The sequence below is a fragment of the Xenorhabdus anantnagensis genome, from assembly GCF_028598555.1.
GTDB classification, from domain to species: Bacteria; Pseudomonadota; Gammaproteobacteria; order Enterobacterales; family Enterobacteriaceae; genus Xenorhabdus; species Xenorhabdus anantnagensis.
Genome location: NZ_JAQRFN010000014.1, coordinates 13910 through 40219, shown reverse-complemented (window position 1 = coordinate 40219; position 26310 = coordinate 13910). Strand labels below are relative to the sequence as shown.

Annotated in this window: 23 protein-coding genes; 5 read left to right on the top strand and 18 right to left on the bottom strand. The window is 43.4% G+C overall.

The features are described from left to right. Positions 1–328: 328 nt before the first annotated feature. Positions 329–1702, bottom strand: coding sequence for an oxygen-independent coproporphyrinogen III oxidase (gene hemN / locus PSI14_RS12080; protein WP_273576130.1), 1374 nt, complete (start codon positions 1700–1702; stop codon positions 329–331). A 230-nt stretch (positions 1703–1932) separates the two neighbouring features. Then, positions 1933–2460 carry a Der GTPase-activating protein YihI gene (gene yihI / locus PSI14_RS12075; protein ID WP_273576129.1) on the bottom strand — a complete coding sequence of 176 codons (528 nt, stop codon included), beginning with the start codon at positions 2458–2460 and terminating at the stop codon, positions 1933–1935. Between the two features lie 147 nt (positions 2461–2607). Between yihI and PSI14_RS12070 the strand changes: the two genes are divergently transcribed. Next, a complete protein-coding gene (locus PSI14_RS12070) occupies positions 2608–4080 on the top strand; it encodes a glycosyltransferase family 39 protein (protein WP_273576128.1) in 1473 nt (490 codons plus the stop codon). 82 nt (positions 4081–4162) lie between these two features. Here PSI14_RS12070 and PSI14_RS12065 read toward each other — a convergent pair whose 3' ends face one another. The 16 genes from PSI14_RS12065 to greB form a co-directional block, all read right to left on the bottom strand. Beyond that, positions 4163–5500 (bottom strand): NCS2 family permease, encoded by a 1338-nt coding sequence (locus PSI14_RS12065; RefSeq protein WP_273576127.1) that lies wholly within the window; start codon positions 5498–5500, stop codon positions 4163–4165. A 267-nt stretch (positions 5501–5767) separates the two neighbouring features. Beyond that, on the bottom strand, positions 5768–7015 hold the full coding sequence (locus PSI14_RS12060; RefSeq protein WP_273576126.1) for a hypothetical protein: 1248 nt from the start codon (positions 7013–7015) through the stop codon (positions 5768–5770). A gap of 54 nt (positions 7016–7069) precedes the next feature. Further along, the gene (locus PSI14_RS12055) at positions 7070–7762 is read right to left on the bottom strand and encodes a hypothetical protein (RefSeq protein WP_273576125.1); all 693 of its coding nucleotides are present in this window, start codon (positions 7760–7762) and stop codon (positions 7070–7072) included. Positions 7763–7807: 45 nt separating this feature from the next. After that, positions 7808–8833 carry an Ssp4 family T6SS effector gene (ssp4, locus tag PSI14_RS12050; RefSeq protein WP_273576124.1) on the bottom strand — a complete coding sequence of 342 codons (1026 nt, stop codon included), beginning with the start codon at positions 8831–8833 and terminating at the stop codon, positions 7808–7810. A 56-nt stretch (positions 8834–8889) separates the two neighbouring features. Beyond that, positions 8890–9369, bottom strand: coding sequence for an Hcp family type VI secretion system effector (locus PSI14_RS12045; RefSeq protein ID WP_273576123.1), 480 nt, complete (start codon positions 9367–9369; stop codon positions 8890–8892). A 248-nt stretch (positions 9370–9617) separates the two neighbouring features. Then, positions 9618–10361 (bottom strand): amino acid ABC transporter permease, encoded by a 744-nt coding sequence (locus tag PSI14_RS12040; protein ID WP_273576122.1) that lies wholly within the window; start codon positions 10359–10361, stop codon positions 9618–9620. 1 nt (position 10362) lies between these two features. Continuing rightward, entirely contained in the window at positions 10363–11100 is a 738-nt protein-coding gene (locus tag PSI14_RS12035) for an amino acid ABC transporter permease (protein WP_273576121.1), read from the bottom strand. A gap of 138 nt (positions 11101–11238) precedes the next feature. Beyond that, on the bottom strand, positions 11239–12084 hold the full coding sequence (locus PSI14_RS12030) for an ABC transporter substrate-binding protein (protein WP_273576120.1): 846 nt from the start codon (positions 12082–12084) through the stop codon (positions 11239–11241). Between the two features lie 159 nt (positions 12085–12243). Then, positions 12244–12960 carry a phosphate signaling complex protein PhoU gene (phoU, locus tag PSI14_RS12025; RefSeq protein ID WP_273576119.1) on the bottom strand — a complete coding sequence of 239 codons (717 nt, stop codon included), beginning with the start codon at positions 12958–12960 and terminating at the stop codon, positions 12244–12246. A 17-nt stretch (positions 12961–12977) separates the two neighbouring features. Then, a complete protein-coding gene (gene pstB / locus PSI14_RS12020) occupies positions 12978–13814 on the bottom strand; it encodes a phosphate ABC transporter ATP-binding protein PstB (protein ID WP_273576118.1) in 837 nt (278 codons plus the stop codon). A gap of 99 nt (positions 13815–13913) precedes the next feature. Next, a complete protein-coding gene (pstA, locus tag PSI14_RS12015) occupies positions 13914–14822 on the bottom strand; it encodes a phosphate ABC transporter permease PstA (protein WP_273576117.1) in 909 nt (302 codons plus the stop codon). Between the two features lies 1 nt (position 14823). Continuing rightward, positions 14824–15780 carry a phosphate ABC transporter permease PstC gene (pstC, locus tag PSI14_RS12010; protein WP_273576167.1) on the bottom strand — a complete coding sequence of 319 codons (957 nt, stop codon included), beginning with the start codon at positions 15778–15780 and terminating at the stop codon, positions 14824–14826. Between the two features lie 85 nt (positions 15781–15865). Continuing rightward, positions 15866–16906 (bottom strand): phosphate ABC transporter substrate-binding protein PstS, encoded by a 1041-nt coding sequence (gene pstS, locus PSI14_RS12005; RefSeq protein ID WP_273576116.1) that lies wholly within the window; start codon positions 16904–16906, stop codon positions 15866–15868. Positions 16907–17035: 129 nt separating this feature from the next. Then, the gene (locus PSI14_RS12000; RefSeq protein WP_273576115.1) at positions 17036–18148 is read right to left on the bottom strand and encodes an ATP-binding protein; all 1113 of its coding nucleotides are present in this window, start codon (positions 18146–18148) and stop codon (positions 17036–17038) included. Beyond that, on the bottom strand, positions 18145–18864 hold the full coding sequence (gene ompR, locus PSI14_RS11995) for an osmolarity response regulator transcription factor OmpR (RefSeq protein WP_273576114.1): 720 nt from the start codon (positions 18862–18864) through the stop codon (positions 18145–18147). Before ompR ends, PSI14_RS12000 begins: the two co-directional genes overlap by 4 nt. 205 nt (positions 18865–19069) lie before the next feature. After that, the gene (greB, locus tag PSI14_RS11990; protein WP_273576113.1) at positions 19070–19552 is read right to left on the bottom strand and encodes a transcription elongation factor GreB; all 483 of its coding nucleotides are present in this window, start codon (positions 19550–19552) and stop codon (positions 19070–19072) included. Between the two features lie 316 nt (positions 19553–19868). Between greB and PSI14_RS11985 the strand changes: the two genes are divergently transcribed. The 4 genes from PSI14_RS11985 to feoB all read left to right on the top strand — a co-directional run bounded on the left by PSI14_RS11985 (position 19869) and on the right by feoB (position 26302). Beyond that, positions 19869–22217: a Tex family protein gene (locus PSI14_RS11985; RefSeq protein WP_273576166.1), complete on the top strand. Its 2349-nt coding sequence runs from the start codon at positions 19869–19871 to the stop codon at positions 22215–22217. Between the two features lie 573 nt (positions 22218–22790). After that, positions 22791–23318, top strand: a complete 528-nt coding sequence (locus PSI14_RS11980) for a pyridoxamine 5'-phosphate oxidase family protein (RefSeq protein WP_273576112.1) — start codon at positions 22791–22793, stop codon at positions 23316–23318. A 287-nt stretch (positions 23319–23605) separates the two neighbouring features. Beyond that, entirely contained in the window at positions 23606–23836 is a 231-nt protein-coding gene (gene feoA / locus PSI14_RS11975; RefSeq protein WP_273576111.1) for a ferrous iron transporter A, read from the top strand. Between the two features lie 141 nt (positions 23837–23977). Beyond that, a complete protein-coding gene (gene feoB / locus PSI14_RS11970; protein WP_273576110.1) occupies positions 23978–26302 on the top strand; it encodes a Fe(2+) transporter permease subunit FeoB in 2325 nt (774 codons plus the stop codon). Positions 26303–26310: the final 8 nt, after the last annotated feature.

The following is a 26310-nucleotide window of genomic DNA, read 5'->3' as shown; positions in this document are numbered from 1 at the left end:
GCCTTTTTAGGATTATCAGGCGCGGAACTCATTGAGGCGCGGGCATCTTTGCCCATAGTGACGCCGGATAGATTTAAGCAAGCCTACTAGACGTCAAAATGAGTGTTGCAAAAACGGGGGTGACCATAGATTTTTTCCATTAATTTCTGTTTTTGGTTTATGCTCACCACGCCAGCGCCGATAAATCCTTACCTGTATATTGTCTTCATCGGCATCTTTAATAACAATGGCTTACCATTCCCTGATTAAGCTCTCAATCCCTCAGAAAGTTCTGTAATACGGAGCTTCATTTCAGCACTCATATACTCTCCCATATTTAAGAATGTCCTCATATCACCCGCGAAAATTGCCGCTGCCGCATCTGATTACGCAGATAACGATCAAAGCACATACAAACATTACGGATCAGAAGACGCCCTTTTGGAGATACCAGAATCTGCGATTCAGCCAATTCCACCAACCCGTCTTCTGCCAAGGGGGCCAACAATTGCAGATCTTCGGCAAAATAGTCAGCGAAGTTCAACCTATAACGCTGCTCAATATCCGCAAAGTTCAGCCGGAAATTACAGATAAGCTCTCTGATCACATCGCGGCGAATGCAATCATCCTGCGTCAGCGCCAAACCACGCCACAAAGCATGTCCTTGTTCTTCCACCGCAGCATAGTAAGTTTTCAGGTCTTTCTGGTTCTGGACATAACTATCCCCCAACATACTAATGGCGGAAACGCCCATACCCAGTAAATCGCATTCCCCCTGCGTGGTATATCCCTGAAAATTGCGGTGCAAGATGCCTTTTCGTTGGGCAATCGCCAATTCATCATCAGGACGGGCAAAGTGATCCATACCAATAAACTGATAGCCATTACTTGTCAGGGCCGAAATCGTTTCCTGCAAAATATCCAGCTTCTGCGTCGCACTCGGTAAATCCTGCTCCTTGATTTTGCGCTGTGCCGCAAATAAATTCGGTAAATGAGCATAGTTGAATACGCTCAGGCGATCCGGTGATAACGCCAACACGCGCTGTAATGTAAAAGCAAAACTCTCAGGTGTCTGTTTCGGCAGGCCATAAATCAAATCAATGCTGGTGGATGTAAAACCGGTTTCACGGGCGCGATTAATCAGTTCGAAAATAAACTCTTCATCCTGCTCACGATTAACCAAACGTTGTACGTCTTTGTTGAAATCCTGCACGCCCATACTCAGGCGGTTAAAACCTTCATGGCGTAAGTGATCAATGACATCAAGCTCAATTTCACGCGGATCAATTTCAATGGAAAGCTCAGCATCAGGCAAAAAGTGGAAATGGTGTCGCAGCATCGACATCAATCGACTGATCTGTGTTTTGTCCAGATAAGTCGGCGTACCGCCACCCCAGTGCATCTGGCTGATTTTTCGCTGGGAAAATAATTTAGCACGGGCAGCAATCTCTTTTTCCAACACATTCAGATATTCATCCGCTTTGTGTTTTTGGCGAGTGACCAGCTTATTGCAGCCACAGAAATAACAAAGTTTATGGCAGAATGGGATATGGATATAGAGGGAAAGCGGGCGATCAGGATAACGGGCGGTAGCCTGTGCAAAAACAGTAGCATCGTACTGCTGGCTAAACTCCAATGCTGTTGGATACGAAGTATAACGAGGCCCTGAATAATTGTATTTTTGGATCAAAGGCAGATCCCAAACAATGGCTTGCTCTGACATGCTTATTCCTTCCGTTGTTTTCGCCCATCAGAACACAACATTTTCGTGGAATTGAAATGTCGTGCCATGATGATACTCCGCAACCGACGTTTGCGTCGTGATAGCCGCCGTAGTTTACCCAATAACCACAATAAATAACATACTAATATTGTGGTTATTAATATTATTGTTAACACTGTGGTTATCAGAATAAACCCGCCTTTTACGATCACTATTCATTGATGAAGGAATTACTTACCTTTCAACAATTGCATGATGTCTTCCTTTGGTTCTTCTTTGTCGTCCTCTTCCTCCAGATTGATGCCCAACTCTTCCATCAGGGTATCAATGCGGTCGAGCGTATTGTCGACATAATCGTTGTCTTCCTGAGACAGTTTTTCATCCTGCTCAAGACGTGCCAACAAGTCATCCAATCGCTCATCATTTTCCAGCATTTCCAGCTCTTCCCGCGGTGACAGACGAGGTTTCTGTTCCTCTACAGCCGGTTTAATCGCTGATTTCACCTTCGCTGCTTTTTCACCTACGATCAGAGGAACCGGAACCTTACTGCCGATGCGTGGATCTTTTTCCTGCTTGCCGACTGAACGATTTTTATTGCTTCCATCACCGTTACTACGGCTACCTGTTGGATTACCGTTACCCCGGCGTTTTTTCTGGCGTTTACGCTCGCGCCCTTCTGCATCCAGCTCTGCGCGACTTTTTCTTTTTTGCTTACCAGCGGAAGGCTTCACTGGTGATTTTTTCTTTAACGGGTTCATAGCTTGTGACTCACTCGCTTTTATCAAGATATTTTTGGCGGAATCTAACAGAAACTACCTTTAACATCCAATGTCATTCACTTATCGTTTAAAGTTCGACTACTATTCTAAGTAAATTTAACTCAAATAATATGATCATTAGCTACTATGCGTTTTTTTGATACCTCTTCTTATCGCATACCACTGTATCTTTGGATCACTGGTTATGCAGCCTTATGGATAATAGCGAGCTATTTTCTCGATCCCACCGTTCCTTATGATGCTGTAGAAGCCTTGAACTGGGGCATCAACGGGGAGTGGGGATCGCCCAAAAATCCATGGCTGGTGGGCGCAATAATGCTGCCCGCTATCTCTATAAGCAATATCTCCCTCAGTTTTTATTGGTATTTCACCCACTTTGTTGCTATTGCCATCGGTATGCTCGGAGTTTGGCAACTGGCTTTCCGGCTGACAGGTAAAGTTGTACTCGCATGGCTTGCCATGCTGACACTGAATCTGTCCGGTATCATCAATTTCGATATCATTCCTTATAACGACAATTACCTTTTGGTCATGCTCTGGCCATGGTCATTGCTGTTTTTCCTGCGAGCCATTGACGACCATCCCAAATGGTGGCTGGCGTTCGCTCTCACCACAGGGCTGGCAACGATGGGAAAATATTCTTCGCTTGCCATAATCGGCTCCGTCTTTTTGCTTTCTCTGTTTGTGTCCAAAGTACGCCGCAATTATCGAGAACCACTGTTTTATCTTGCCATTATAATCTGGTTCGCATTGGTGTTACCGAACGTCTGGTGGCTGGTGCATAACGACTTCGCCGCGTTTAAGTGGGTAGATTCCCAAATTCAGAAAGGGTTCAACCTACATACCACACGGGCTGTACTTTCCGTGTTCTACCCGTTGATTATCGTCAGTGGCATTATTTATCTGCTGGGTGGTCGGATCGGCTGGCCCAAACAGCAATCCAACGCGCTGGTCAATATCGTGATCCTGCTGCCTCTACTGATTATTTATGGCTGGTTCTCCTTCAATCAGGGCGGACGCATGACCGAGTGGATACAACCTTTCATGACCGTTTCGCCGGCATTGTTAGTGGGATCGATAACGGTATTTCCCAACAAATCCCTGCGAAGCACATTACTGGGATTGACCATATTTGGTGTTTTGGTGTTGATCGGTTACATCAGTGTGATGCTGGCAAACGTCCGCGATGCAGGGCAAAAATTTGTGGGTATAAAAACTTTTGCCAGCCAACTTGATCAACGCTGGAACGAACTGTATCCAACACCATTGCGTTATGTTGGTGGAGAATATCTGCATCAATGGCTGACATTTTATAGCCATTATCGCCCAGAAACGATACAACCTTGGGAATTAGAGAATGGTGCACCACCCAATATCTATAACCGTCATATCAAAGAGGGCGATATCGTGGAGTATGGTGCTTTGCTTGTGGGAGATCGAGGAAAAAGCTGTGCAGAGGAAAATTTCCAATCTACTTTTGCGCAGTGGCCATCATTGATGCTCGATCACAAAGAAGAGTTCTCCTTCAAAGCCCAGCCAAGCGCTGAGTTGGAAACTGTCTGCATTGGCTTTGTGCCCCCCAAGACGATTCAACAATAGTGTCATCTTCCAACAAAAAAGCCTGACATGCATATATTGTCAGGCTTTCTTTTTTACCGCCTTATCACCATTTCAATCGTGCTCAGTGGGCATCCACAAACACCATTTTCAATACAAACAATAGCGTCACGACAATAACGCACGGGCCAACTTCGCGCCATTTTCCAGTGCCCAATTTCATGGCGCAGTAGGCGATAAAACCCAGTGCGATGCCTTCGGTAATGGAGAAACTGAATGGCATCATCACTGCGGTGATAAATGCGGGGACGGATTCAGTCAAATCATTCCATTTCACCCGTGTCAGGCTGGAAGTCATCAAGACGCCCACATAAACCAAAGCGCCCGCTGTAGCGTAAGCAGGTACTATGCTTGCCAGTGGAGAGATAAACATCACCAGCAAGAACAAAATACCGACGACAACCGCCGTCAAGCCAGTACGACCACCAACAGAAACGCCCGAAGAACTTTCAATATAGGCGGTAACCGAAGAAGTCCCAATGTAAGAGCCAGCCACTGAACTAATGCTATCCACATACAAGGCTTGTTTCATGCGAGGGAATTTACCGTTGCTGTCAGCAATACCCGCTTTATCCGTCACGCCAATCAATGTGCCGGAAGAATCAAACAAGTTCACCAGCATAAATGAGAAAATAACACCGGCCAAAGTGACATCCAGTGCACCTTTCACATCAACATTACCCACCACACTCATCACACTAGGCGGTAGATCAAAAATGCCGTGATATTCCACATATCCCATCATGAAACCAATGCCGGTTGTTACTACGATAGAAATCAACACCGCTGCATGGAAATTACGGGCCGCTAAAATGGCTATGATGAAAAAGCCCAATGTTCCCAACAAGACGTTATGTGAAGCAAAGTTGCCGATTGAGACAATCGTATCGGGATTAGGCACAATAATGCCCGCATTTTTCAGCCCCATCATGGCGATGAAAAGGCCAATACCGCTGGTGATGCCCACACGCAGGCTCAATGGAATATTGGCGATCATCCAATAACGAATACGAAAGAGAGTCAGAATCAACAATCCCACCGCCCCCCAGAAAATTGCCCCCATCGCAACCTGCCATGAAATGCCCATCGCACCGACCACAACAAAGGCAAAAAACGCATTCAATCCCATTGCAGGTGCAACGGCAACAGGCAAATTCGCTATCAATCCCATCAGAATGCTGCCAGCGGCGGCAATTAAACAAGTCGTGACAAATACTGCTTTAATATCCATGCCAGCAACCGCCAGAATTTGCGGGTTAACAAAGACGATATACACCATTGTCAGAAAGGTCGTCAGCCCGGCAATTATTTCAGTACGAACCGTCGTGCCATGTTCCTCTAATTTAAACACGCGCTGAAGCAAGCTCTGACGATTATTCGGGCCAGAAGTTATTTTGCTCATATAATATTGTTTCCCCAAAAAAAGAAGTTTTCGACTTATCCTACAGGAACCCCATATAAATCGTTACCCTGAAATAGCAAAAAAAGAAAACGTTTGCGGTTCGAGTAATCAAAGAGTTAACTAAGGTTATGATTCTTGAGGACATTCATTAAGTGTCGATATTTTATTCGTTATACTTTCGATTATTCCGCGGGTATGCCAACTTATTCAACCAAGAATATCGAATAAGTTGGCATAAAAATTAATCTCATATCAAGAAATACGATTTTATTCACTATTTTTTCTAATCATCTTATGCCATGCTAAAAAACAATGTAGCTCCTTAAGATAATTGCAATAATATCGAGTGTTTAACATAAAGAATGTCAATAAGAAGCTCACTGCAATAAAACATAAAGAAACGTTGCTATAATCTAATATTCCAGCAACAAATTTCAGCCCCACCAATATGATAAAAAGTACTATAAAGAGATAATGAGCAATAATTAATATTTTAAAGCCAAAGTTCACTCCCCGATGCGTCAATAAAATAGAAAAAGAAGAAAACATTAATACCAAAGCTATTACAAAAAATAAAATAGGAAGATCATTCTTGTTATCAAGATGAGATAACAATATAAATGTAGTCATTACATAATCCGTTACCAGTAAAACAGTAGACAATAATGTTATCAGCAATGCCTTTTTTTGCACGCCGAAATTCAATAAATTCCGATATTTATTTAATCTCTTTTCTGTCAGCAAACTAACATCATTCTTGTCTACTCTTTGGTTAAGATCATAGCTTATTTTAAGCACATTGTTTAAATTTTTATTTAGCACACAAAATTGCCAAAATTTTTTAAAAAAATTTATTTTTATGATTTTTTCATGACCTTCAACAGTATCCTCTCTTGCTATTCCATCTATCTTCTTTCTCAAAATATGATTAGTTGTTCTAAACCATAAAATTTCCGTCATTGCTTGGGAAAAAACCTTACTATTAATAATAATCCGGTTAGAGAAGAAATTAAAAAACACGACTGTTAATAAATACCATTCTTGATGCATATAATAGACAAAATAATCAATCAAGAGAATAGTGATCGCAAAGATAATACTTAATGTATTCAGCACATTCAGAGTTTTTAAAGCGAAAAAGCTTCCTCTGTAGGCATACAACGTGAATAAAGAGGTTATAGAAATGATGAATATACCAGCGGAACGTTGGAATCCAGCAATATCAGAGGAAAAGTAAAAACCATAAAATACAATAACCAACATGATATAGGAAATAGATATCAATATAGGAAATAATATCAGCAATAGATTTTCTTCTGAAGATCGGTTAACGACCACTTGATCTTTTAACCTGACAATATCTGGCTCGTCCAACAGTGAATAATCATTTTTTTTGATCCTACTATTTATATTTTCATACTGAATCAAAATATTTTTGAATTGGTTGTTAGTTAATACATATCTTATATTCATGTTTGCTTTTCCAAAAAATAATTTTTTTATATTTCCTTTCATTTTTTTACTTAAATCATCAACAGGTTGGATGCGCGACCGGATTTTTCATTCATCCTATTTTCCCTCCGAATGCCTTGCTCTTTTTTTATCTCTTATTTTTTTACGCTTTTCCAATTTCAGCACTCTGGAATATTCTCTTAATTGTTTTTTATTAAAAACTTTTATTTTATTCAGTTCATTTTCAAAAAGAACACGATTAATTCTGAGGCACATCCTAGTCCATATAAAATCAGAGTAATACTGACTATTCAATATGAGTTTAATCAACAAGCAACATAACATTATAGAAAAAAAGTAGACACCATCAGAAATAAAAGTCTCTTGTAAAATACATATAAACAAACTAAAAATAAACACAATTGAATTTACACTCTTGTGAATCACAGGCCCATAATAATATCCTCTTAGAGTAAAGCCAATGTGAAAAATTGAAATAACACCACTAATTAACAATGACAATACGAAAGAAAATGATTTTATTTCGTTACTTGGGCTATTATTTATTAACAAATCAGGTATAGCTACCGCAGCACCTGAAAAGAAAGCCATATAGACTATCGTAATAAAAAATATAATAAGAGTTATCTTAAGCCTACCAGGGTAATCGAGGAATTTTTTATAACTACGTTCATCCACCGTGATGTTCTCGAGAGCTGGATCAGCCGTCTTTATTTTAGATTCCAGATCTATAGACTTATCCAATAATTTTTTGAATCCTTCATTTAAAACAAAACTTTTTATATTCATACAATAATTATCACAAACAATGTGCCCATAGAGTCAATACAGTTATTAAAAATGCTCAGATAAATAACTAGCGGGGTTTTCGTAAACAATAGAGTGAATCGTGCCAATAATATAGTTACCGGAAGTAAATAGATTTTCTGGACTCTTAATTGATCCTGTCATTCCACTACCTACAAATCCACTACTTGCGACAAGCGAATCTTTCAAATGATTCCGCAATGCCTTTTGTATCTCTTCATTAGGATAACGCTTAATATACCTTCCCTGATCTATCGCTTTTTTAATTACTTGATTGGATATTCCAGGATTATTATGTCGCATAATTTCTTCAGTTAACCGTTTTCTCTCATGTCTTGGCATGTTTTTTAGCCATTCTGATGCCCTACGAGGAGAAGTTGCTTTCATTATTTTATAAGTTTTATATGCATCCTTCAGAGCAGCGGCTCCAGAAGTAAGGGACATTACATCTAATATAGTTGTGGTTGTAACATACCAATCTTGCGAATCTAACCAAGCAACATGTTCTACTCCTTCCTTCCCTGCACCTGTAAGTTGATAAACTCGATATCCTCCATTTACACATTGAAGACCAGATGCTGTTAAACCACCATAGGCTAAAATAGCTACGGGTGTGCTCATTCCCCCTGTAAACGGTGCCGCTACTCCCGAACCAAATAATCCGACTGCCGATACCAGTGCTCCACCACAAGAAAGCGCTGTCGATCCAATCTCCAGCATCAAACTCGGTTCTGATACCGTTTTTTTCAATTCTACTTTCGGAGTAACTCCCGCCTCAAGATTGAAAATAATAATATGTGTTAACTCAGACGCCGCTTGGTTTCCACGTCTCTTTGATGGTCTAACTAAATAGCGTCTATAGAAACCATCGGAATAAATAATTCCAGCACCATAAAAATCACGGTGGCAATCCAATGCATCCGCAATCGCCTGAAAATCTATATTGGAAGCACCGTGATGTATGGAACCAAAAATTTTGGCATGCTGTAAGCTCGGTAACTTACTTTCATCAAACTCGTTTCTTAGTTGTGATGTCAGGCTTTCAAATTGCATATTATTTACCACCGGTTATTATTATTTTATGTATTGTTCTAAGGTAACTTATATAATCAATAAACCGTCTCTTCCCAAGCACAATACCCTGATGTACCTGCCACATGATGCTGACAAACAATATCTTTATATCTTACTGCAACAACCTCTTCTGGTTGCCGATCATTATGGTTCACAGAATGTGGATATTGAACATTAACATTTATTAACTTGGCATTTCTTAAATTGACAGAGTAATAACGTTCTTGCCCACCAACTTGCGAAGTTCGGTAAAAATCAAACATGAGATCAAGCTCTTCATTGTTTGAAATTGCCATCAATAGTAATGGTGATGATTTATCCAGAGGTTTGACAAACTTAACCGGTTGATGAGCAACGTTTTGCGAACGAGAAACTCCATGATTAAATTGTAATACAAAAACTTGATCTTCATGTCCAAACTGAAATTTATTACCAATAGAATCCAGCGTGGAACATCCTTGGGAGATCAACCCTTGAAGCTTCCCTTTTATTGTCACGTAAATAGAATTAGCCATATTATCTTAATCCTTCATCATTATTGTTTTACTTTACCTCTTGTTGTTATAGCATAAAAATAAATCAACAAATACCGATTAAATCCTAAAAAACAAACCAACCATATAGATAAAAACATTTTGCTTTAATAAGAAAAATATCAAACGAGTAAATTAAATAACTTTAAAATTATCAGACTAATATAAAAAAATCCCCACCTCACGGCAGGGAATGAATACAACAAAAAATATCTGCCAGGTGTCAGATATTAAATTTGAGAAAGTGTGTTAAATGTTTTTTTGCGCCAGAATCCGAAGATTGCAGTTTTTTTACGTCTCATGGAAAAGCGACGGGCAACAGAATTGGCCATCAACTCCAGTGATAAACACATCACAAAATAAACCAACGCGACAAATAAAAAGACTTCCATCGGATAGACCATACTGCGGTTATTCACTTGGGTCGCCAAAAATGACAATTCCGCTACACCAACGATATAAGCCAATGAGGTATCTTTAATTAATGCAATCCATTGGTTGATGAATGAGGGCACCATCATGCGCAGTGCCTGTGGTAAGACGATATGCCACAGTACTTCCCAACGGTTGAAACCCAGCGATAACCCGGCCCGCCATTGACCATCACCTATCGCCAGAATCCCCGCTTTGACGCCATGTGCCAAATAAGCCGAAGTAATTAATGCCAACGCGCAGACAACCGTAGTAATTTCCGGGATTTCCATCCCCAATACCACCGGTAGCAAGAAATATGTCCAGAAAATCAACATAATAACCGGAATGGCGCGGAAGAAACCCAGAACTGCCGCCAATAGGTTGACCCAAAAGCCACGCAGCATTGCCAGTGCAATTCCACCTAAAATGCCCAATACGATGGAGATCGCCCCCGCCATGATGCTGATTGCCAGCGTCAATGCCGCTCCTTCCAATGGCCCGTCAGGGAAGGTTCCCAATAGCAAATAGCGCCAGTTTTCTGCAATAACAGTAAAGTCCATATCAATACCCTCTCGCCAAGGTTCTCTGCTGGCGCCACTGTCCCCAGCCTTCCATCACAGCAATAATGGCGATGTAGAGTACAGTCGCTACACCAAATGCTTCAAAGGTTTGTAAGGTTTGGGTTTCCACCTGACGGGAAGCGTAGGACAGCTCTGCCACACCAATCGCCATGGTTAATGATGAATTCTTGACGATGTTCATGTATTGCCCCAACAAAGGTGGCATAGATATTTTCAGTGCCTGTGGCAATACAACATGGCACATGGCCTGCCAACCCGTTAAACCTAATGCATGAGCCGCATATTTCTGTCCGCGTCCGACACCTTGAATGCCTGCACGTAATTCTTCCGCAACAAATGGAGCTGAATAGAGGGTCAATCCGATAAATCCAGCCAAAAATTCAAAGGATGGCCATTCCAATGTCAGACCGAAAATCATTGTGTCGTGGGGCGTATTCAGCCAGATCATCGCCTCTTGTGGCAGAATTTGCCCAGATGCGAAGTACCAGAAAAACAGTTGTACCAACAGAGGTGTGTTACGAAATACAGTCGTATAAACTGTGACCAGCCAGCGCAGCGGCTTGATTTGGCTATCTCGTGCCGCAGTAATCAAGAAGCCCAGTAACGTGGAAGAGGCAATGGCGCACGCAGAAAACCACAGGGTGATCAGAAACCCCTGCCAAAGCCATTTTAGATATTCAGGAGCCAGTAAGTGCTCGGTAATAAATTGCTCAAACATATCATTCACCACATCAACACACCGCATAAAAAAGCGGCAAAGCCCCGAGATCACGGGGCTAATTTCAGTCTTTGTTTTTCAATCAATCTGTGTTTTTTAAAAAAACAGCACTAAGCAGAAACCGCTAAATTAAAGTTACTATTTTGCCTGACTCTCTAACGGTGCAAATTTAAAATCACCACGCGGCTGGGCAGATTTAGTTTCCGGGCCAAACCAACGGTTATAGATTTTCTCTGCTTCACCCTCTTTTTCCAATTTCAGTAAGGTCTGATTAACCGTATTAACCAGACGCCCTTCTCCTTTGGAAGCCGCTACCGCCTGATATTCGCGGGTAATACTGAACGGTGAAATTTCAAAATCTGCTTTCTGAGCTTCTGGGACGTTTGCCAGCAAGCCAACCAATTTCGCGTCATCCTGCGTGATCGCCTGAACATTACCATTTCTCAGGGCTGCAAATGCCAGCGGTGTATCGTCATAAGAGATAACTTTTGCTGTTGGATAGCGCTCACGCAGAGTAATTTCCTGCACAGTTCCTTTATCTGCACCAATACGCAGTTTGGCAATATCATCCGGATTAGTCAGAATACCTTTACGGGCAATGAATTTCTGACCAGTCGCAAAATAAGGAATGGAGAAATCAACTTGTTTTGCACGTTCGTCAGTGACAGTGAAGTTAGCGGCAATTAAGTCAATTTTCTTGGAAGAAAGCAGAGGAATTCGGTTTGCTGGATTCGTTGGTCGCAGTTCCAACTTTACGCCCAAATCATTGGCAATTGCATTGGCGATATCCACATCATAGCCTGCCAATTTTTTCGTCTGAGGATCAATAAAACCAAACGGTGGGTTACTGTCAAATACCGCAATGCGTACTGTGCCAGCTTTTTTAATGTCATCAAGTTTATCAGCCTTTGCCACACCTGAAACCAGTGCCAAGCTGGTCAGCAAAGCCGTCACCGCTACGCGAGATTTATTGCGAATCTTCATTGTACACCCCTGTTGGTTATTAATTTTTATATGACCAACAAAAGCTATCAATTTCGATATAGCACATGAAATAATATAAAATGCTATATTTATAATTATATAGAATATAAAAAAGAAAGCGCTGGAGAAAAAACACCAGCGTTTCAGGTAATTAAAAATTTATTCTTTTTGGGTAAGCAATTTTTCCAGCTTATCACCACCAACATGGCGGAAATCCTGTCCCTTGACGTAATAGAAAATAAATTCACAAATATTCTGGCAACGATCACCAATGCGCTCAATAGAGCGGGCACAAAAAAGAGCCGTCATAATATTCGGAATCGTTCTGGGATCTTCCATCATATAAGTCATTAGCTGACGAACAATGCTTTCATATTCCTGATCAACTTTTTTGTCTTCACGATAGATACGGATAGCCTCTTCCAGATCCATGCGGGCAAAAGCATCCAGCACATCATGCAACATTTGGATAGTATGGCGCCCCAGTGCTTCCAAACTGACCAGCAAGAATTGGTGTTGATGTGAAAACTTTTCAAGCGCGGTCTGACAAATCTTATTGGCAACATCACCAATGCGCTCCAGTTCAGCAATGGTTTTTGAAATAACCATGATCAGACGCAGGTCACTGGCTGTCGGCTGGCGCTTTGCGATGATGCGGACACAAGCCTCATCAATCGCCACTTCCATCATATTGACCTTTTGATCATCTTCAATCACTTGCTGTGCCAACACTTCATCTTGGTTGTGCATCGCCAGAATTGCTTTACTGAGCTGTTCTTCCACCAGCCCACCCATTGTCATCAATTCTGTACGAATATGCTCCAGTTCAGCGGTGAACTGACCAGAGATGTGTTTGCTGAGATTCAGATTGTCCATCTTATGCTATCCCCATATCAACCGTAGCGGCCAGTAATGTAATCTTCGGTCTGTTTCATCTTCGGTGTGGTGAACAATCTATCGGTATCGCTGAATTCAATCAATTCACCAAGGTACATAAATGCCGTGTAATCAGAACAACGGGCCGCCTGCTGCATGTTGTGAGTAACGATCACTACGGTATATTCCGATTTCAACTCGCTGATCAACTCCTCAATGCGCCCTGTAGAGATTGGATCAAGTGCTGAACAAGGTTCATCCAGCAACAAAACCTCCGGGCGAATGGCAATACCACGGGCTATGCACAGACGTTGTTGCTGACCACCGGAAAGGCTATATCCGCTCTGGTGCAATTTATCTTTGGTTTCATTCCATAGTGCCGCTTTTGTCAACGCCCATTGGACACGTTCGTCCATCTCTGCCCGGGGCAGTTTTTCAAACAGGCGCACCCCGAAAGCAATATTGTCGTAAATGGACATCGGGAATGGTGTCGGCTTCTGGAAGACCATCCCAACTTTAGCACGCAGCAAGGCAATATCTTGTTTGTCCGTCAGAATATTAGTGCCATCCAGAATAATTTCACCTTCAGCTTGCTGTTCACCGTACAATTCATACATTTTGTTGAAAGTACGCAGCAATGTGGACTTACCGCAACCCGATGGCCCGATGAATGCTGTTACCTTATTTTGTGCGATATCCAGCGTAATATTTTTCAGCGCGTGAAATTTGCCATAATAGAAATTAAGATCACGTACCTGAATTTTACTTCCTGCTATTTTGTCCACTGCTGCCTTATCTACTGTTATTTTGTTTACTGAAACTTTATTGACTGCAATGTCATCAGACTTGTTCATCAGTATTTATCTCTTTAATACCTTTCATGCTTTTATTCCATCGAATATTTCATCGAGTATCGAGGAATGGCATGTTAAAAATGCAGGTTTGAATAAATATTAGTGCTTTTTCTTCGCAAACAGCGCACGCGCCACAATGTTAATCAACAGTACACACAGAGTGATCAGCAATACGCCCGCCCATGCCAGCTGTTGCCAGTCAGCAAAGGGACTCATGGCAAACTTGAAAATAGTAACAGGTAAATTTGCAATCGGCTGGCTGAGATCGGTGCTCCAGAACTGGTTGGAAAGCGAAGTGAACAGCAGTGGAGCCGTTTCACCCGCAATACGGGCAATGGCCAGCAATACTCCGGTAATAATGCCTGATATCGACGCCTTCAACGTAATGGCTGAGATCATTTTCCATTTTGGTGTTCCCAATGCATAAGCAGCTTCGCGCAGGTTATCCGGCACCAGTTTCAGCATGTTCTCCGTCGTACGAATAACAATAGGGATCTGCAACAACGCCAGAGCAATTACTCCTGCCCAACCGGAAAAGTGTTGCACTTTCGCGACTACAACTGTGTAGACAAACAACCCGACAACAATCGAAGGTGCTGAAAGCAGGATGTCATTAATAAAGCGAATGGTTTCTGCCAGCCATGAGCGGCGACCATATTCCGCCAGATAAATCCCCGCCATAATCCCCAACGGCGTACCAAATACCGTCGCCCAGAAGATCAGCAAGCCACTACCAACAATGGCGTTTGCCAGCCCTCCGCCCTCTGTATTGGGTGGTGGCGTCATTTCAGTAAACAACGCCAAAGACATACCATCGATGCCTTTAGTCACGGTGGAGATTAAAATCCAACTCAGCCAGAATAAACCGAATGCCATCGTCGCCATGGATAACATCAGGGCCAACCGATTTTTCTGACGACGCCATGACTGCATACGGCGGCGACTTTTTATGTCCGCTTCGCTAACTGCACCAACTAAACCTGATGGTTGCTTATTGATGGTTGTCATCTCAGCGCCCCTCATTTTTTGCCAGACGCATAATCATCAATTTCGACAATGCCAACACAATAAAGGTGATTACAAACAAAATCAGCCCCAGTTCCATCAATGCGGCGGTATGCAGGCCAGATTCAGCCTCAGCAAATTCATTCGCCAATGCGGAGGTGATACTGTTCCCCGGCATGTACAGAGACAAACTATCCAATTGGTAGGTATTACCAATAATAAAGGTAACAGCCATTGTTTCTCCCAATGCCCGACCAAGCCCCAACATTACGCCACCAATTACACCATTCCTGGTATAAGGCAAGACGATATGCCAAATCACTTCCCATGTTGTACAACCGATGCCATAGGCAGACTCTTTCATCATCACGGGGGTTTGTTCAAACACATCACGCATTACAGAGGCGATATAGGGAATAATCATGATGGCAAGAATGACACCTGCTGCCAGAATGCCAATGCCAAAGGCTGGGCCAGAGAACAACTCGCCCACGATGGGAAGGCTCGAAAGCACATTACCGACGGGTTGCTGGAAATACGTGGCAAATAATGGAGCAAAAACAAACAGCCCCCACATGCCATAAACAATACTGGGGATCGCTGCCAATAGCTCAATAGCCACACCCAACGGACGTTTCAACCAATTAGGAGACAATTCCGTCAGAAACAGGGCGATGCCAAAACTCACCGGAACTGCAATAATCAAGGCAATTAATGATGTCATCAATGTGCCATAAATCGGCACCAATGCACCAAACACGTCCGCAGGCGCATCCCAATCTTTGTTCCACAAGAAAGCAAAACCAAATGTTTGTATACTCGGCCAAGAAGCAATGATCAGCGAAATGATAATGCCTCCCAGCAGGAACAACGTCAGCAACGCCGCCAATCTCACCAGAGCGCTGAAAATAATGTCGCCATTTTTACTCGGTGCTTTCAGTGCCGTTTTACGTTCGGCCATACGTTTAATTCTCATTTTGGGTTATTTCCCCCTTGATAAAGGGGGAGATTTTATAACTGCCAATTCACGGCGGTGATAGGAAAATTTAATATAGCGGTTTGCCACTGCTGTCTTTGATGTTGCTCTTCCATGCTGCACGTACCTGGCTGATCACTTCTTTCGGCAGAGCCGCATAATCCAGATCTTGCGCCTGTTTTTTGCCTTTGTCATAAGCCCAATCGAAGAATTTCAGAACTTCAGTACCATTCGCGGCATTTGCCTGTTGTTTATGGATGAGAATGAATGTAGTGGAAGTTATTGGCCATGCATTATCGCCTTTTTGGTTTGTCAGATCCTGAGCAAAGCTACTGCTCCAATCTGCACCTTTGGCCGCTGCACTGAAATTTTCTGCGGTAGGCGCGACTATTGCGCCATCCGTTGAAACTAATTTGGTATAAGCAAGGTTATTCTGCTTTGCATAGGCATATTCGACATAACCAATTGAGCCGGGCAGACGCTGAACAAACGCCGCAATCCCATCATTGCCTTTTCCGCCTAATCCGGTTGGCCATTTGACGGTCGTGCCTGCCCCGACTTTTTGTTTCCAATCGCTGTTAACTTTAGATAGATAACTCGTGAAAACGTAGGAAGTCCCTGATCCATCTGCTCGACGAACCACGGCAATGTTTTGATCCGGCAGTTTGATATTTGGGTTCAGTTTTACAATCGCGGGGTCATTCCATTTCTTGATATTCCCCAGATAGATGTCACCAAGGGTTTTACCATCCAGAACCAACTGACCAAATTTAATACCAGAAATGTTCACCACCAGCACAATACCACCGATTACCGTCGGGAACTGGAATAGCCCATCAGCCGCCAATTTTTCATCAGCAAGAGGGGCATCAGATGCGCCAAAATCAACAGTATTGGCAATAATCTGTTTTACACCACCAGAAGAACCGATGCCTTGATAATTGATTTTATTGCCCGTTTCTTTCTGATAAGAATCTGCCCACTTGGTATATATCGGTGCTGGAAATGTCGCGCCTGCCCCCGTCAAGCTGGTGGCAGCAAATGAAGACAGGGATGTCATGGCAAATACAGCGGCCATGATGCTCGCCACGGTGGTATGCATTGATTTCATATTCCCTCCTACTGGGATACGCATCATTAATTAAAAATAAATGCCAAGCATGGCTGACAATTTGATTTTAGGTTAAAAAATGAATCATGAAGGAAAGTAAATGAATTCAATGACAATACAATGTATAAATTATGACATTTTTATGACAGGACGTTTTGGCAGAACCTTATTCTGCATTTTCAATTTTTCCACTTTCAATGATTTGTTCAATGCTGCACTCAATGGAATATATACGCGAATGGATAGCCCCTCTTTTTCACTGCTCCCCACCTGAATACTCCCACCGTGGATGCAAATGATCCGGTGGATGATCGCAAGCCCCAATCCTGCTCCACCATTACTCACTCCACCACTACTCACGTCACCACTACTACAGATGCCGCTAGCCCGAACGCCTTGCTTAAAGGGCTGGAACAAAATCGTGGCTTCTTCTTTCGTTATTCCAGCGCCGTTATCCTCAACCTGAAACCAGCCAAATTTTTCTGTTGAGCCGCTACTGATTCGAATCCATCCATTGCCATAACGTCGGGCGTTAGTGAACATATTGACTAATACACGCTTGATGGAAAGGGGATGAGCTAAAATAAAAATCGGATCTTGAGATAAGCGATTCTCGATATCTCTATCTGTCATATTGTCTACATTTGACATACAACGTTGTTCTGCCCCGATCACGTCTTCAAGCAGCTCATTCAATTCACAGCATGTGAATGGCATATCCTGTCCCGTCCGCTGATAATCAATGAACTGATCAATCATGATATTGCACTCTTCAATATCCCGATGGATAGAATCTGTCAGAAAATCATCTTTTCCCTCCATCATTTCCATCGCCAGACGAATACGAGTAAGCGGAGTGCGCAAATCATGACTCACTCCAGCCATCAATACCGCCCGATCACTTTCCTGTGATTTCAGCGCTACCGACAATTGGTTAAGTGCTCTAATAACAGAACGGATGGCGGGTGTTCCCTTTTCAGGCAACGGTGACACTTTTCTTCCTTTTTCCATGTCAATGACTGCTTTCTGCATGGCTTTCAATGTGCATTTCGGGATAGCGAAATACCGCCGGAACACCGCGAATAGTGATAGTCCCACCACAAAGACACTGATAAAGAGATAAGGAAATATCGCGCTGAAAGAGAGTTTTTCGAACGTCACCAGCAATAAAGTGATCAGAGAGCTGAACAGCAGGCTGCCCAGCATCAGGTATAGAACATAGGAAAACCAAGGCCTTTTCATACCTTGCTTCCATCAGGGACAAAAACGTATCCCAATCCCCAAACCGTCTGGATATAACGCGGATGGGCAGGATCTTCTTCAATCAGGCGACGCAGGCGGGAAACCTGTACATCAATGGAGCGTTCCATTGCGCCATATTCTCGTCCCCGAGCCAAGCTCATCAACTTATCCCGTGATAATGGCTCCCGCGGATGAGAAACCAACACTTTCAGCACGGAAAACTCCCCACTGGTCAAAGGCAACAACTCATCTTGGTGAAACATTTCACGTGTTCCGAGATCAAGTTTAAATTTCCCGAAACTAATCACCGCATCATCTGATGCCGGCGCTCCCGGCAATTCATGCGTCTGTCGCCGCAAGACAGCACGCATGCGTGCCAACAATTCACGCGGGTTAAAAGGCTTGGCAAGATAATCATCAGCGCCAATTTCAAGACCAACAATCCGATCAACCTCTTCTCCTTTCGCGGACACCATGATGATCGGAATCGAGTTATGCTGACTTCTCAACCTTCGACAAATAGACAACCCATCTTCGCCCGGCAACATTAAATCCAGAACAATCAATTGAATGGACTCTCTGGTCAATAAACGATCCATCTGTTCTGCATTTGCTGCGCTACGCACTTGAAATCCCTGTTCGGACAAATAGCGTTCCAACAACGCCCGCAAGCGCATATCATCATCAACAACAAGGATCTTATAACTCTCTTGCATGTTTCAGCTCCCAGGATGCTCCATGCCCGTAACATCCATTACCTTCACAGAAAACCCATACTTCAATAGAGACTAGCCGCGTGTATTTTAAGGCCACTCACGGCATTGGCAACTATTGCTTATGTTTAGGTTTTCTATTCTTGTTCTCCCAATTATTGTTTTCTCTATTGCGTTCTTCCTATTTCCACTGAGCAATCACTGTAACTTATGTCAAAGGCTGGTAAGCAATTTCCAATATCCAGTAAGTCGCCATACCATTAGGTGTCATCACCGTAACTTCATCATCAATCTGCTTACCAAGCAGCGCTCTTGCCACCGGAGAATCAATGGAAATCCACTTCTTGGCAGGATCGAACTCATCCGGCCCTACCAAACGAAAAATGTGTTCTTCTTCTTTCTCGTTTTCAACTTTTACCCATGCCCCAAAAAAGACTTTCCCTTCTTGTCGCGGATCAGGATCGACAATTTGCAATACATCCAGCCGCTTGGACAAAAAACGCACACGACGGTCAATTTCTCTTAATCTTTTTTTACCATAAATATACTCTGCATTCTCTGAACGGTCCCCTAACAAAGCAGCATCTGAAACAGCCTGAGTGACTTTAGGACGTTCAATTTTCCAGAGATACTTCAGTTCCTGATCAAGCGAATGCCAACCTTCTCGGGTAATATAGTTACTCTTGGTCATAAAAAAACTCACTTGAGAAAAGATGATTAATGGCGAAGTACTATATCTCAATCCAGAAGACATTATCTCAATCCAGAAGACATTCGATCTTAATCCAAAAGATATTCGATCTTAATCCAGAAGATATTTGATGAATTCTGTCGCAATATGACCGAAATATTGCGCTAAACTGGAAATTATCGCGCTCAGCACGTATAAATGGAGCCAGTTTGAACCATGCCGATATTGTTTCAGGTGAAATTTGATTTTATCCGGCTCTGTCTGATGATGTCTCAGGATGTCTACAGACGCCAAGAAAGTTGAAGAAAAACAGACCATGAATGAATCTTTAAGTCGAATCATTGCCGGTGAGCTACAGGCTCAACCACAGCAAGTCCTAGCCGCCATTACTCTGCTCGATGAGGGAAATACGGTTCCCTTTATCGCCCGTTACCGTAAAGAGGCCACCGGTGGTCTAGATGACACGCAGCTCCGCCAGCTCGAAAACCGCCTCGGTTATCTGCGCGAACTGTCCAACCGCCGTCAGACTATTCTGAAATCGATTGAGGAGCAGGGAAAGTTAACCGTCGAGCTTGCAGAAGCGATTAACGCTACGCAGAGCAAAACCGAACTGGAAGACCTGTACTTACCTTATAAGCCTAAACGCCGTACCCGCGGACAAACAGCCATTGAAGCCGGATTGGAGCCTCTGGCCGATCTGCTGTGGCAAGATCCGCAACAAGAGCCAGAACTGGCGGCGGCTGCCTATATTGATACAGATAAAGGTGTTGCTGATACCAAAGCGGCATTGGACGGCGCACGTTATATCCTGATGGAGCGTTTCGCCGAAGATGCAACTTTGCTGGCGAAAGTGCGTGAATATCTATGGAAAAATGCCCATCTGGTCGCCAAAGTTGTCGAAGGCAAAGAGGAAGAAGGTGCCAAATTCAGCGATTATTTCGATCACCACGAAGCTATCGCGATTGTTCCCTCTCACCGTGCTCTTGCCATGTTCCGTGGACGCAATGAAGGTATCCTGCAACTGTCTTTGAATGCCGATCCTCAGTTTGAGGAAGCCCCAAAAGAGAGCTATTGCGAGCAAATTATTACCGATCACCTTAACCTGCGCCTGAACAATGCACCTGCTGACAACTGGCGCAAGGCCGTGGTGAACTGGACATGGCGCATCAAGGTACTGCTGCATCTGGAAACCGAACTGATGGGCACACTGCGCGAGAAAGCCGAAGATGAAGCCATCAACGTATTCGCCCGTAACCTGCATGACCTGCTGATGGCTGCACCTGCGGGCATGCGCGCAACAATGGGATTGGACCCGGGCTTGCGTACCGGGGTAAAAGTCGCCGTTGTTGATGCAACGGGCAAACTGATTGCCACCGATACCATTTATCCGCACACCGGACAGGAAAATAAAGCCGCTGCAACCGTCGCAGCCCTGTGCACCAAACATCAGGTGGAATTAGTCGCCATTGGTAATGGTACGGCATCCCGTGAAACAGAACGTTTCTTCGCTAATATCCAGAAACAGTATCCTGACGTCACGGCACAGAAAGTCATCGTCAGCGAGGCAGGTGCCTCCGTTTACTCCGCTTCTGAATTGGCTGCACAAGAATTCCCTGATCTGGATGTATCCCTGCGTGGGGCTGTTTCCATCGCTCGCCGCCTGCAAGATCCGCTGGCTGAGCTGGTGAAAATCGAACCAAAATCTATCGGTGTTGGTCAATACCAGCATGATGTCAGCCAGATCCAACTTGCCAAAAAACTGGACAACGTGGTTGAAGACTGTGTAAACGGCGTCGGCGTTGACCTGAACACCGCTTCTGTCGCCTTGCTGACCCGCGTTGCAGGCCTGAGCCGTGCCGTTGCCCAAAATGTTGTCAACTGGCGTGATGAAAATGGCCGTTTCAATAACCGTGACGAGCTGCTGAAAGTCCATCGTCTGGGGCCGAAAGCCTTCCTGCAATGTGCTGGCTTCCTGCGCATTAATCAGGGTGATAACCCGCTGGATGCTTCAACGGTTCACCCGGAAACCTATCCGGTGGTTGAGAAAATCCTGACAGCAATCGAGCAGACCCTGCCTGACTTGATGGGCAATCCTGCTACTCTGCGTAATTTGAATGCTCAGGATTTCACAACAGAAAAATTCGGTATCCCGACCGTTACCGATATTCTGAAAGAGCTGGAAAAACCGGGCCGCGATCCACGCCCTGAATTCAAAACAGCCACATTTGCCGATGGTGTTGAAACCATGAAAGACCTGCAAGCGGGTATGATTCTGGAAGGCACTGTGACTAACGTGACTAATTTCGGTGCATTCGTGGATATCGGCGTCCATCAAGATGGTTTGGTTCATATCTCCTCACTGTCCGATCGTTTTGTAGAGAATCCACACACTGTGGTCAAAACAGGCGACATCGTGAAAGTGAAAGTGATGGATGTTGACCTCAACCGCAAGCGTATTGCACTGACCATGCGTCTTGATGAGCAACCGGGTGAAACTCAGGCACGCCGGCCTCAAGGTGACAACCGTCAGGATCGCAATGATCAAGGCCGCAATAATCGCAACGGTAATGGCAGAAACCGCCATACTTCGCGTTCAGGTTCTGCATCTTTAGCCAACAGCGCCATGAGTGATGCACTGGCTGCTGCTTTTAATAAAAAACGTTAATTAGCAAAAACGTTTGTTTACCTAAATGATTTCCTGAACTGGCGCAATTGCGTCAGCTCAGGATCTTTTCTATATTCTTTCAAAATACATGACATTATTATTACTATCTACTAGTATTACTACTTGTTATTGTTATAATTATTTATTATTACTATTAATTTTTGTTACCATTAATTGTTGTAACTACTGCCTTATGAGAAGCATAAAATTCATTACAGTTTTAATTATTTAATATCACTAAATATATTTTTAATTTAAATAAACTATTACATGAAAAGAAATAAAACATGGATAGAAATAAAACTTCTTTAACCTCCACCATAAAAAACCCATTGCTTTCATAGTAATAATTCTATTTATTGCTGACGTTATAAATTTGAATAAGTGATAACACCTGCATCTTTTCATAAATACTTCGTATACTTCGTTTCGCAATAAATCTCATAATAATCGGAATTTATTGAGTAATATAAAAATATAAACTATTTATAAAATCCAAAAGTTCTTATGCCAATGGCTTCAATTTGCAGATGTCGGTATAAAGAACGCATTCACACTGTTGAGGAATAATCCATGAACAAGTATGTCCAAAGCAGTTTTGATCTACTCAGCAATATCCGTTTTTTCAGTCTTTCCACTCATGATCCAGATGCAGACTCAGTCTGGTCATCAACGATGTTTTATATTCCGAAATACAATCCACTGACACTGATCTGGTACTCAAAACAAGATACCCGACATTCGCAAGAGTTGTGTCTCAATCCCAGTGTCAGCGGCACAATCTACAGTAGTCGGGTTATGCCTGATTCATCGCTGGATCTGGCTGGTGCTCAATTTGTTGGTTGTGCCCGCCAAGTCCCCGATGATCAAATAAAAGAAACCTATGACTACTTTTTCTTAAAAACTTATCCTGATCCCGCTATCAGAAAGAAAAAATCTCGTCCTATCAGTGACTATCAAGGCCATGCCATACGCCGTTTCTATGAGTTGGAAATTGAGAAATGGTGGGTATACGACTCAAACGCCTGGAGCCAACATCAAGATGATGAGCGAGTACAAGTACCATTGAGTGAACTACGTTATCCCCCTAAAGGTCAATGAAAACCAACAAGCCCTGTTTATTCACAGGGCTTATCAATTCAAGAAAATCTTCCAAACATTAAACAATTCTGATAGCGATTTATTTCCAATAAAGCCACCATTAATTTGATTAATATCAATTTGTTCCTGCGTTATTCAGTATAAATAATCTGTATCGCAGTTGCGTATTATTATCATTAACAATCAGAACTCAGCGTAATTACCAAATTTTTTTCTTGTGAATTTCCCTTTATTGAGGATAATAATTCTCATAATCACTTATTTTTTCAATTCAAATGGAGAGTTATATGGTTCTTATTCCAGAACGCAGATATAAAATTCTGGGATTTTCTCCAGAGATTAACCCCGCTTATCGGCAAAAATTATTGTCACTCGGTATGTTACCCGGCTCAACATTTCAGGTTATTCGCTTTGCTCCATTAGGCGATCCAATACAAATCGAAACACGCAGAGTTAACCTTACCCTTCGTAAGCAAGACCTGGCATTTCTCATGTTAAATGAAGATCAGAACTTGTAAAACCCGAAGTCAATGTGGTTCAGAATCACCATCACCCATGCATTTTTATAACCAAAGTACGAACGTATAAACAAAGTACCAAGGAAAGTACCAAGGTATAATTAGAGTACGGAAGTCGCTTCCTGATTGGCAGAAAGTATAATGAAACAATTAACTATAGGCCTGATTGGCAATCCCAATGCCGGCAAAACGACGCTTTTTAACCAGCTTACTGGCTCCCGACAACGAGTAGGAAACTGGGCTGGCGTTACGGTAGAACGCAAAACAGGCCACTTTACCACCCATGACCATCAAGTCGAGCTTGTCGACCTTCCTGGTACTTATTCGCTCACCACTATTTCTGAGCAAACCTCCATTGATGAACAGATTGCCTGCCACTACATTCTGGGTGGTGAAGCCGATATGTTGATCAATGTTGTTGATGCATCGAATCTGGAGCGTAATCTTTATCTCTCACTGCAATTGATTGAACTGGGCATTCCCTGCATCATTGCACTGAACATGCTGGATATTGCCCAAAGTCAACGCATCAATATTGATATTCCAGCACTGGAGAAGCGTCTCGGCTGTCCGGTCATCCCGCTGGTTTCAACCCGCGCCACAGGAATAGATGCACTAAAAAATACCATTGATAATTACCCACAAAATACCTCACAGTACTCCCGCCCTGTTCAGGTTGATTATCCTGATGCGTTATTGCAGGAGATTCTCCACCTTTCCAGCCAGATCACAGAGAAATTCACGCCACAACAACGCCGCTGGCTGACTTTGCAAGTGTTGGAAGGAGATATTTACAGCCGTGAAGTATCCGGCCTGACTCACGCACAACTGGCAGAAAGCAACGGGCGCTTGCAAAAACAACAGATTGAAGAACCCGACCTCATCATTGCAGGATCACGCTATCAGACAATCAGTGAAATTTGTCTGTCTGTCATTGATACCCGTGCGGCCACACCAAATAAACTGACCCAAGCGTTAGATACCGTTATCCTGAACCGCTGGTTAGGTGTGCCTATCTTCCTGTTTGCCATGTACCTGATGTTTGTGCTGGCCATCAATATTGGGGGAGCCTTACAGCCAATCTTCGACGGCGCTTCCACCGCCATTTTCATTGATGGAATGCAATGGCTTGGTCATACTCTTCATTTCCCGAATTGGTTGACGGTATTTCTTGCTCAGGGAATTGGTGGAGGCATCAATACAGTGCTGCCGCTGGTTCCCCAAATTGGCATGATGTACCTGTTTCTCTCCTTTCTGGAGGACTCCGGCTATATGGCACGAGCGGCATTTGTCATGGACAGGCTGATGCAATCAATGGGATTGCCGGGTAAATCCTTTGTGCCCTTGATTGTTGGCTTTGGTTGTAACGTGCCTGCCGTGATGGGAGCAAGAACACTGGATGCCCCTCGTGAACGTTTGATTACCATCATGATGGCACCATTTATGTCCTGCGGGGCAAGATTGGCGATCTTTGCCGTCTTTGCTGCGGCTTTCTTCGGAAAAAGTGGGGCAAGCCTTGTTTTCTCCCTGTATATACTGGGGATTGTCGTCGCTATCCTGACAGGGCTGCTGCTCAAATACACGCTCATGCGTGGTGAAGCATCGCCATTTGTAATGGAGCTGCCGGTCTATCACGTTCCTCATGCCAAAACGCTACTGCTCCAGACATGGCAAAGGCTGAAAGGTTTTGTGATACGCGCGGGTAAAGTGATTGTCGCGGCGAGTATGCTGATTGGTGCCCTGAACAGTTTCTCCTTCTCCGGTAAGACCGTGGACAACATCAACGAATCAGCATTAGCTTCCGTCAGTAGAGTGCTTACACCTGTATTGCAACCCATTGGTGTGCATTCTGATAACTGGCAAGCCACTGTCGGGCTTATCACCGGAGCGATGGCAAAAGAAGTGGTTGTAGGAACCCTGAATACCCTATATACCGCAGAAAATATTACTAAAGAGCCATTCAATCCAGATAAATTTAATTTATTGGATGAACTAAAAGGCTCTGTAGCGGAAACTTGGGATAGCCTGAAAGAAACCTTCACGCTGAGCGCACTTTCTAACCCGATTGAAGCCAGCAAAGGTGACGGCGATATGGATCGCGGTTCAATGGGAACCATGAGCGCCAAATTCGGCTCAGCTATTTCCGCTTACAGTTACCTGATTTTCGTGCTGCTGTATGTGCCTTGCGTATCCGTCATGGGAGCCATTGCCCGCGAAACCAGCCGAGGCTGGATGACATTCTCTATTCTGTGGGGATTGAACGTCGCTTATTCTCTGTCAGCACTGTTTTATCAAATCACAACGTTTTCGGCTCATCCACAAAGTAGCTTAATAACAATTTCAGCCGTGATTCTGTTTAACATATTGGTCTTTATTGGCTTACGCCGCGCACGCAGTAAAGTTACCGTCACGTTCAATAACACTACTGACCGCAGTTGCGAATGTTCAAAGGGCAGTTGCCACTAGTCAGCCGG

Excerpts from the sequence above, each read along its gene's own strand:
- PSI14_RS12030 (WP_273576120.1), bottom strand. The coding sequence starts at position 12,084 with ATGAAGATTCGCAATAAATCTCGCGTAGCGGTGACGGCTTTGCTGACC.
- PSI14_RS11985 (WP_273576166.1), top strand. The coding sequence starts at position 19,869 with ATGAATGAATCTTTAAGTCGAATCATTGCCGGTGAGCTACAGGCTCAA.
- PSI14_RS12000 (WP_273576115.1), bottom strand. The coding sequence starts at position 18,148 with ATGAAAAGGCCTTGGTTTTCCTATGTTCTATACCTGATGCTGGGCAGC.
- ssp4 (WP_273576124.1), bottom strand. The coding sequence starts at position 8,833 with ATGCAATTTGAAAGCCTGACATCACAACTAAGAAACGAGTTTGATGAA.
- PSI14_RS12060 (WP_273576126.1), bottom strand. The coding sequence starts at position 7,015 with ATGAAAGGAAATATAAAAAAATTATTTTTTGGAAAAGCAAACATGAAT.
- PSI14_RS12070 (WP_273576128.1), top strand. The coding sequence starts at position 2,608 with ATGCGTTTTTTTGATACCTCTTCTTATCGCATACCACTGTATCTTTGG.
- PSI14_RS12040 (WP_273576122.1), bottom strand. The coding sequence starts at position 10,361 with ATGGACTTTACTGTTATTGCAGAAAACTGGCGCTATTTGCTATTGGGA.
- PSI14_RS12045 (WP_273576123.1), bottom strand. The coding sequence starts at position 9,369 with ATGGCTAATTCTATTTACGTGACAATAAAAGGGAAGCTTCAAGGGTTG.
- PSI14_RS12055 (WP_273576125.1), bottom strand. The coding sequence starts at position 7,762 with ATGAATATAAAAAGTTTTGTTTTAAATGAAGGATTCAAAAAATTATTG.
- feoB (WP_273576110.1), top strand. The coding sequence starts at position 23,978 with ATGAAACAATTAACTATAGGCCTGATTGGCAATCCCAATGCCGGCAAA.
- greB (WP_273576113.1), bottom strand. The coding sequence starts at position 19,552 with ATGACCAAGAGTAACTATATTACCCGAGAAGGTTGGCATTCGCTTGAT.
- hemN (WP_273576130.1), bottom strand. The coding sequence starts at position 1,702 with ATGTCAGAGCAAGCCATTGTTTGGGATCTGCCTTTGATCCAAAAATAC.
- pstA (WP_273576117.1), bottom strand. The coding sequence starts at position 14,822 with ATGACAACCATCAATAAGCAACCATCAGGTTTAGTTGGTGCAGTTAGC.
- phoU (WP_273576119.1), bottom strand. The coding sequence starts at position 12,960 with ATGGACAATCTGAATCTCAGCAAACACATCTCTGGTCAGTTCACCGCT.
- PSI14_RS12035 (WP_273576121.1), bottom strand. The coding sequence starts at position 11,100 with ATGTTTGAGCAATTTATTACCGAGCACTTACTGGCTCCTGAATATCTA.
- pstB (WP_273576118.1), bottom strand. The coding sequence starts at position 13,814 with ATGAACAAGTCTGATGACATTGCAGTCAATAAAGTTTCAGTAAACAAA.
- feoA (WP_273576111.1), top strand. The coding sequence starts at position 23,606 with ATGGTTCTTATTCCAGAACGCAGATATAAAATTCTGGGATTTTCTCCA.
- yihI (WP_273576129.1), bottom strand. The coding sequence starts at position 2,460 with ATGAACCCGTTAAAGAAAAAATCACCAGTGAAGCCTTCCGCTGGTAAG.
- PSI14_RS12065 (WP_273576127.1), bottom strand. The coding sequence starts at position 5,500 with ATGAGCAAAATAACTTCTGGCCCGAATAATCGTCAGAGCTTGCTTCAG.
- pstS (WP_273576116.1), bottom strand. The coding sequence starts at position 16,906 with ATGAAATCAATGCATACCACCGTGGCGAGCATCATGGCCGCTGTATTT.
- PSI14_RS11980 (WP_273576112.1), top strand. The coding sequence starts at position 22,791 with ATGAACAAGTATGTCCAAAGCAGTTTTGATCTACTCAGCAATATCCGT.
- ompR (WP_273576114.1), bottom strand. The coding sequence starts at position 18,864 with ATGCAAGAGAGTTATAAGATCCTTGTTGTTGATGATGATATGCGCTTG.
- pstC (WP_273576167.1), bottom strand. The coding sequence starts at position 15,780 with ATGGCCGAACGTAAAACGGCACTGAAAGCACCGAGTAAAAATGGCGAC.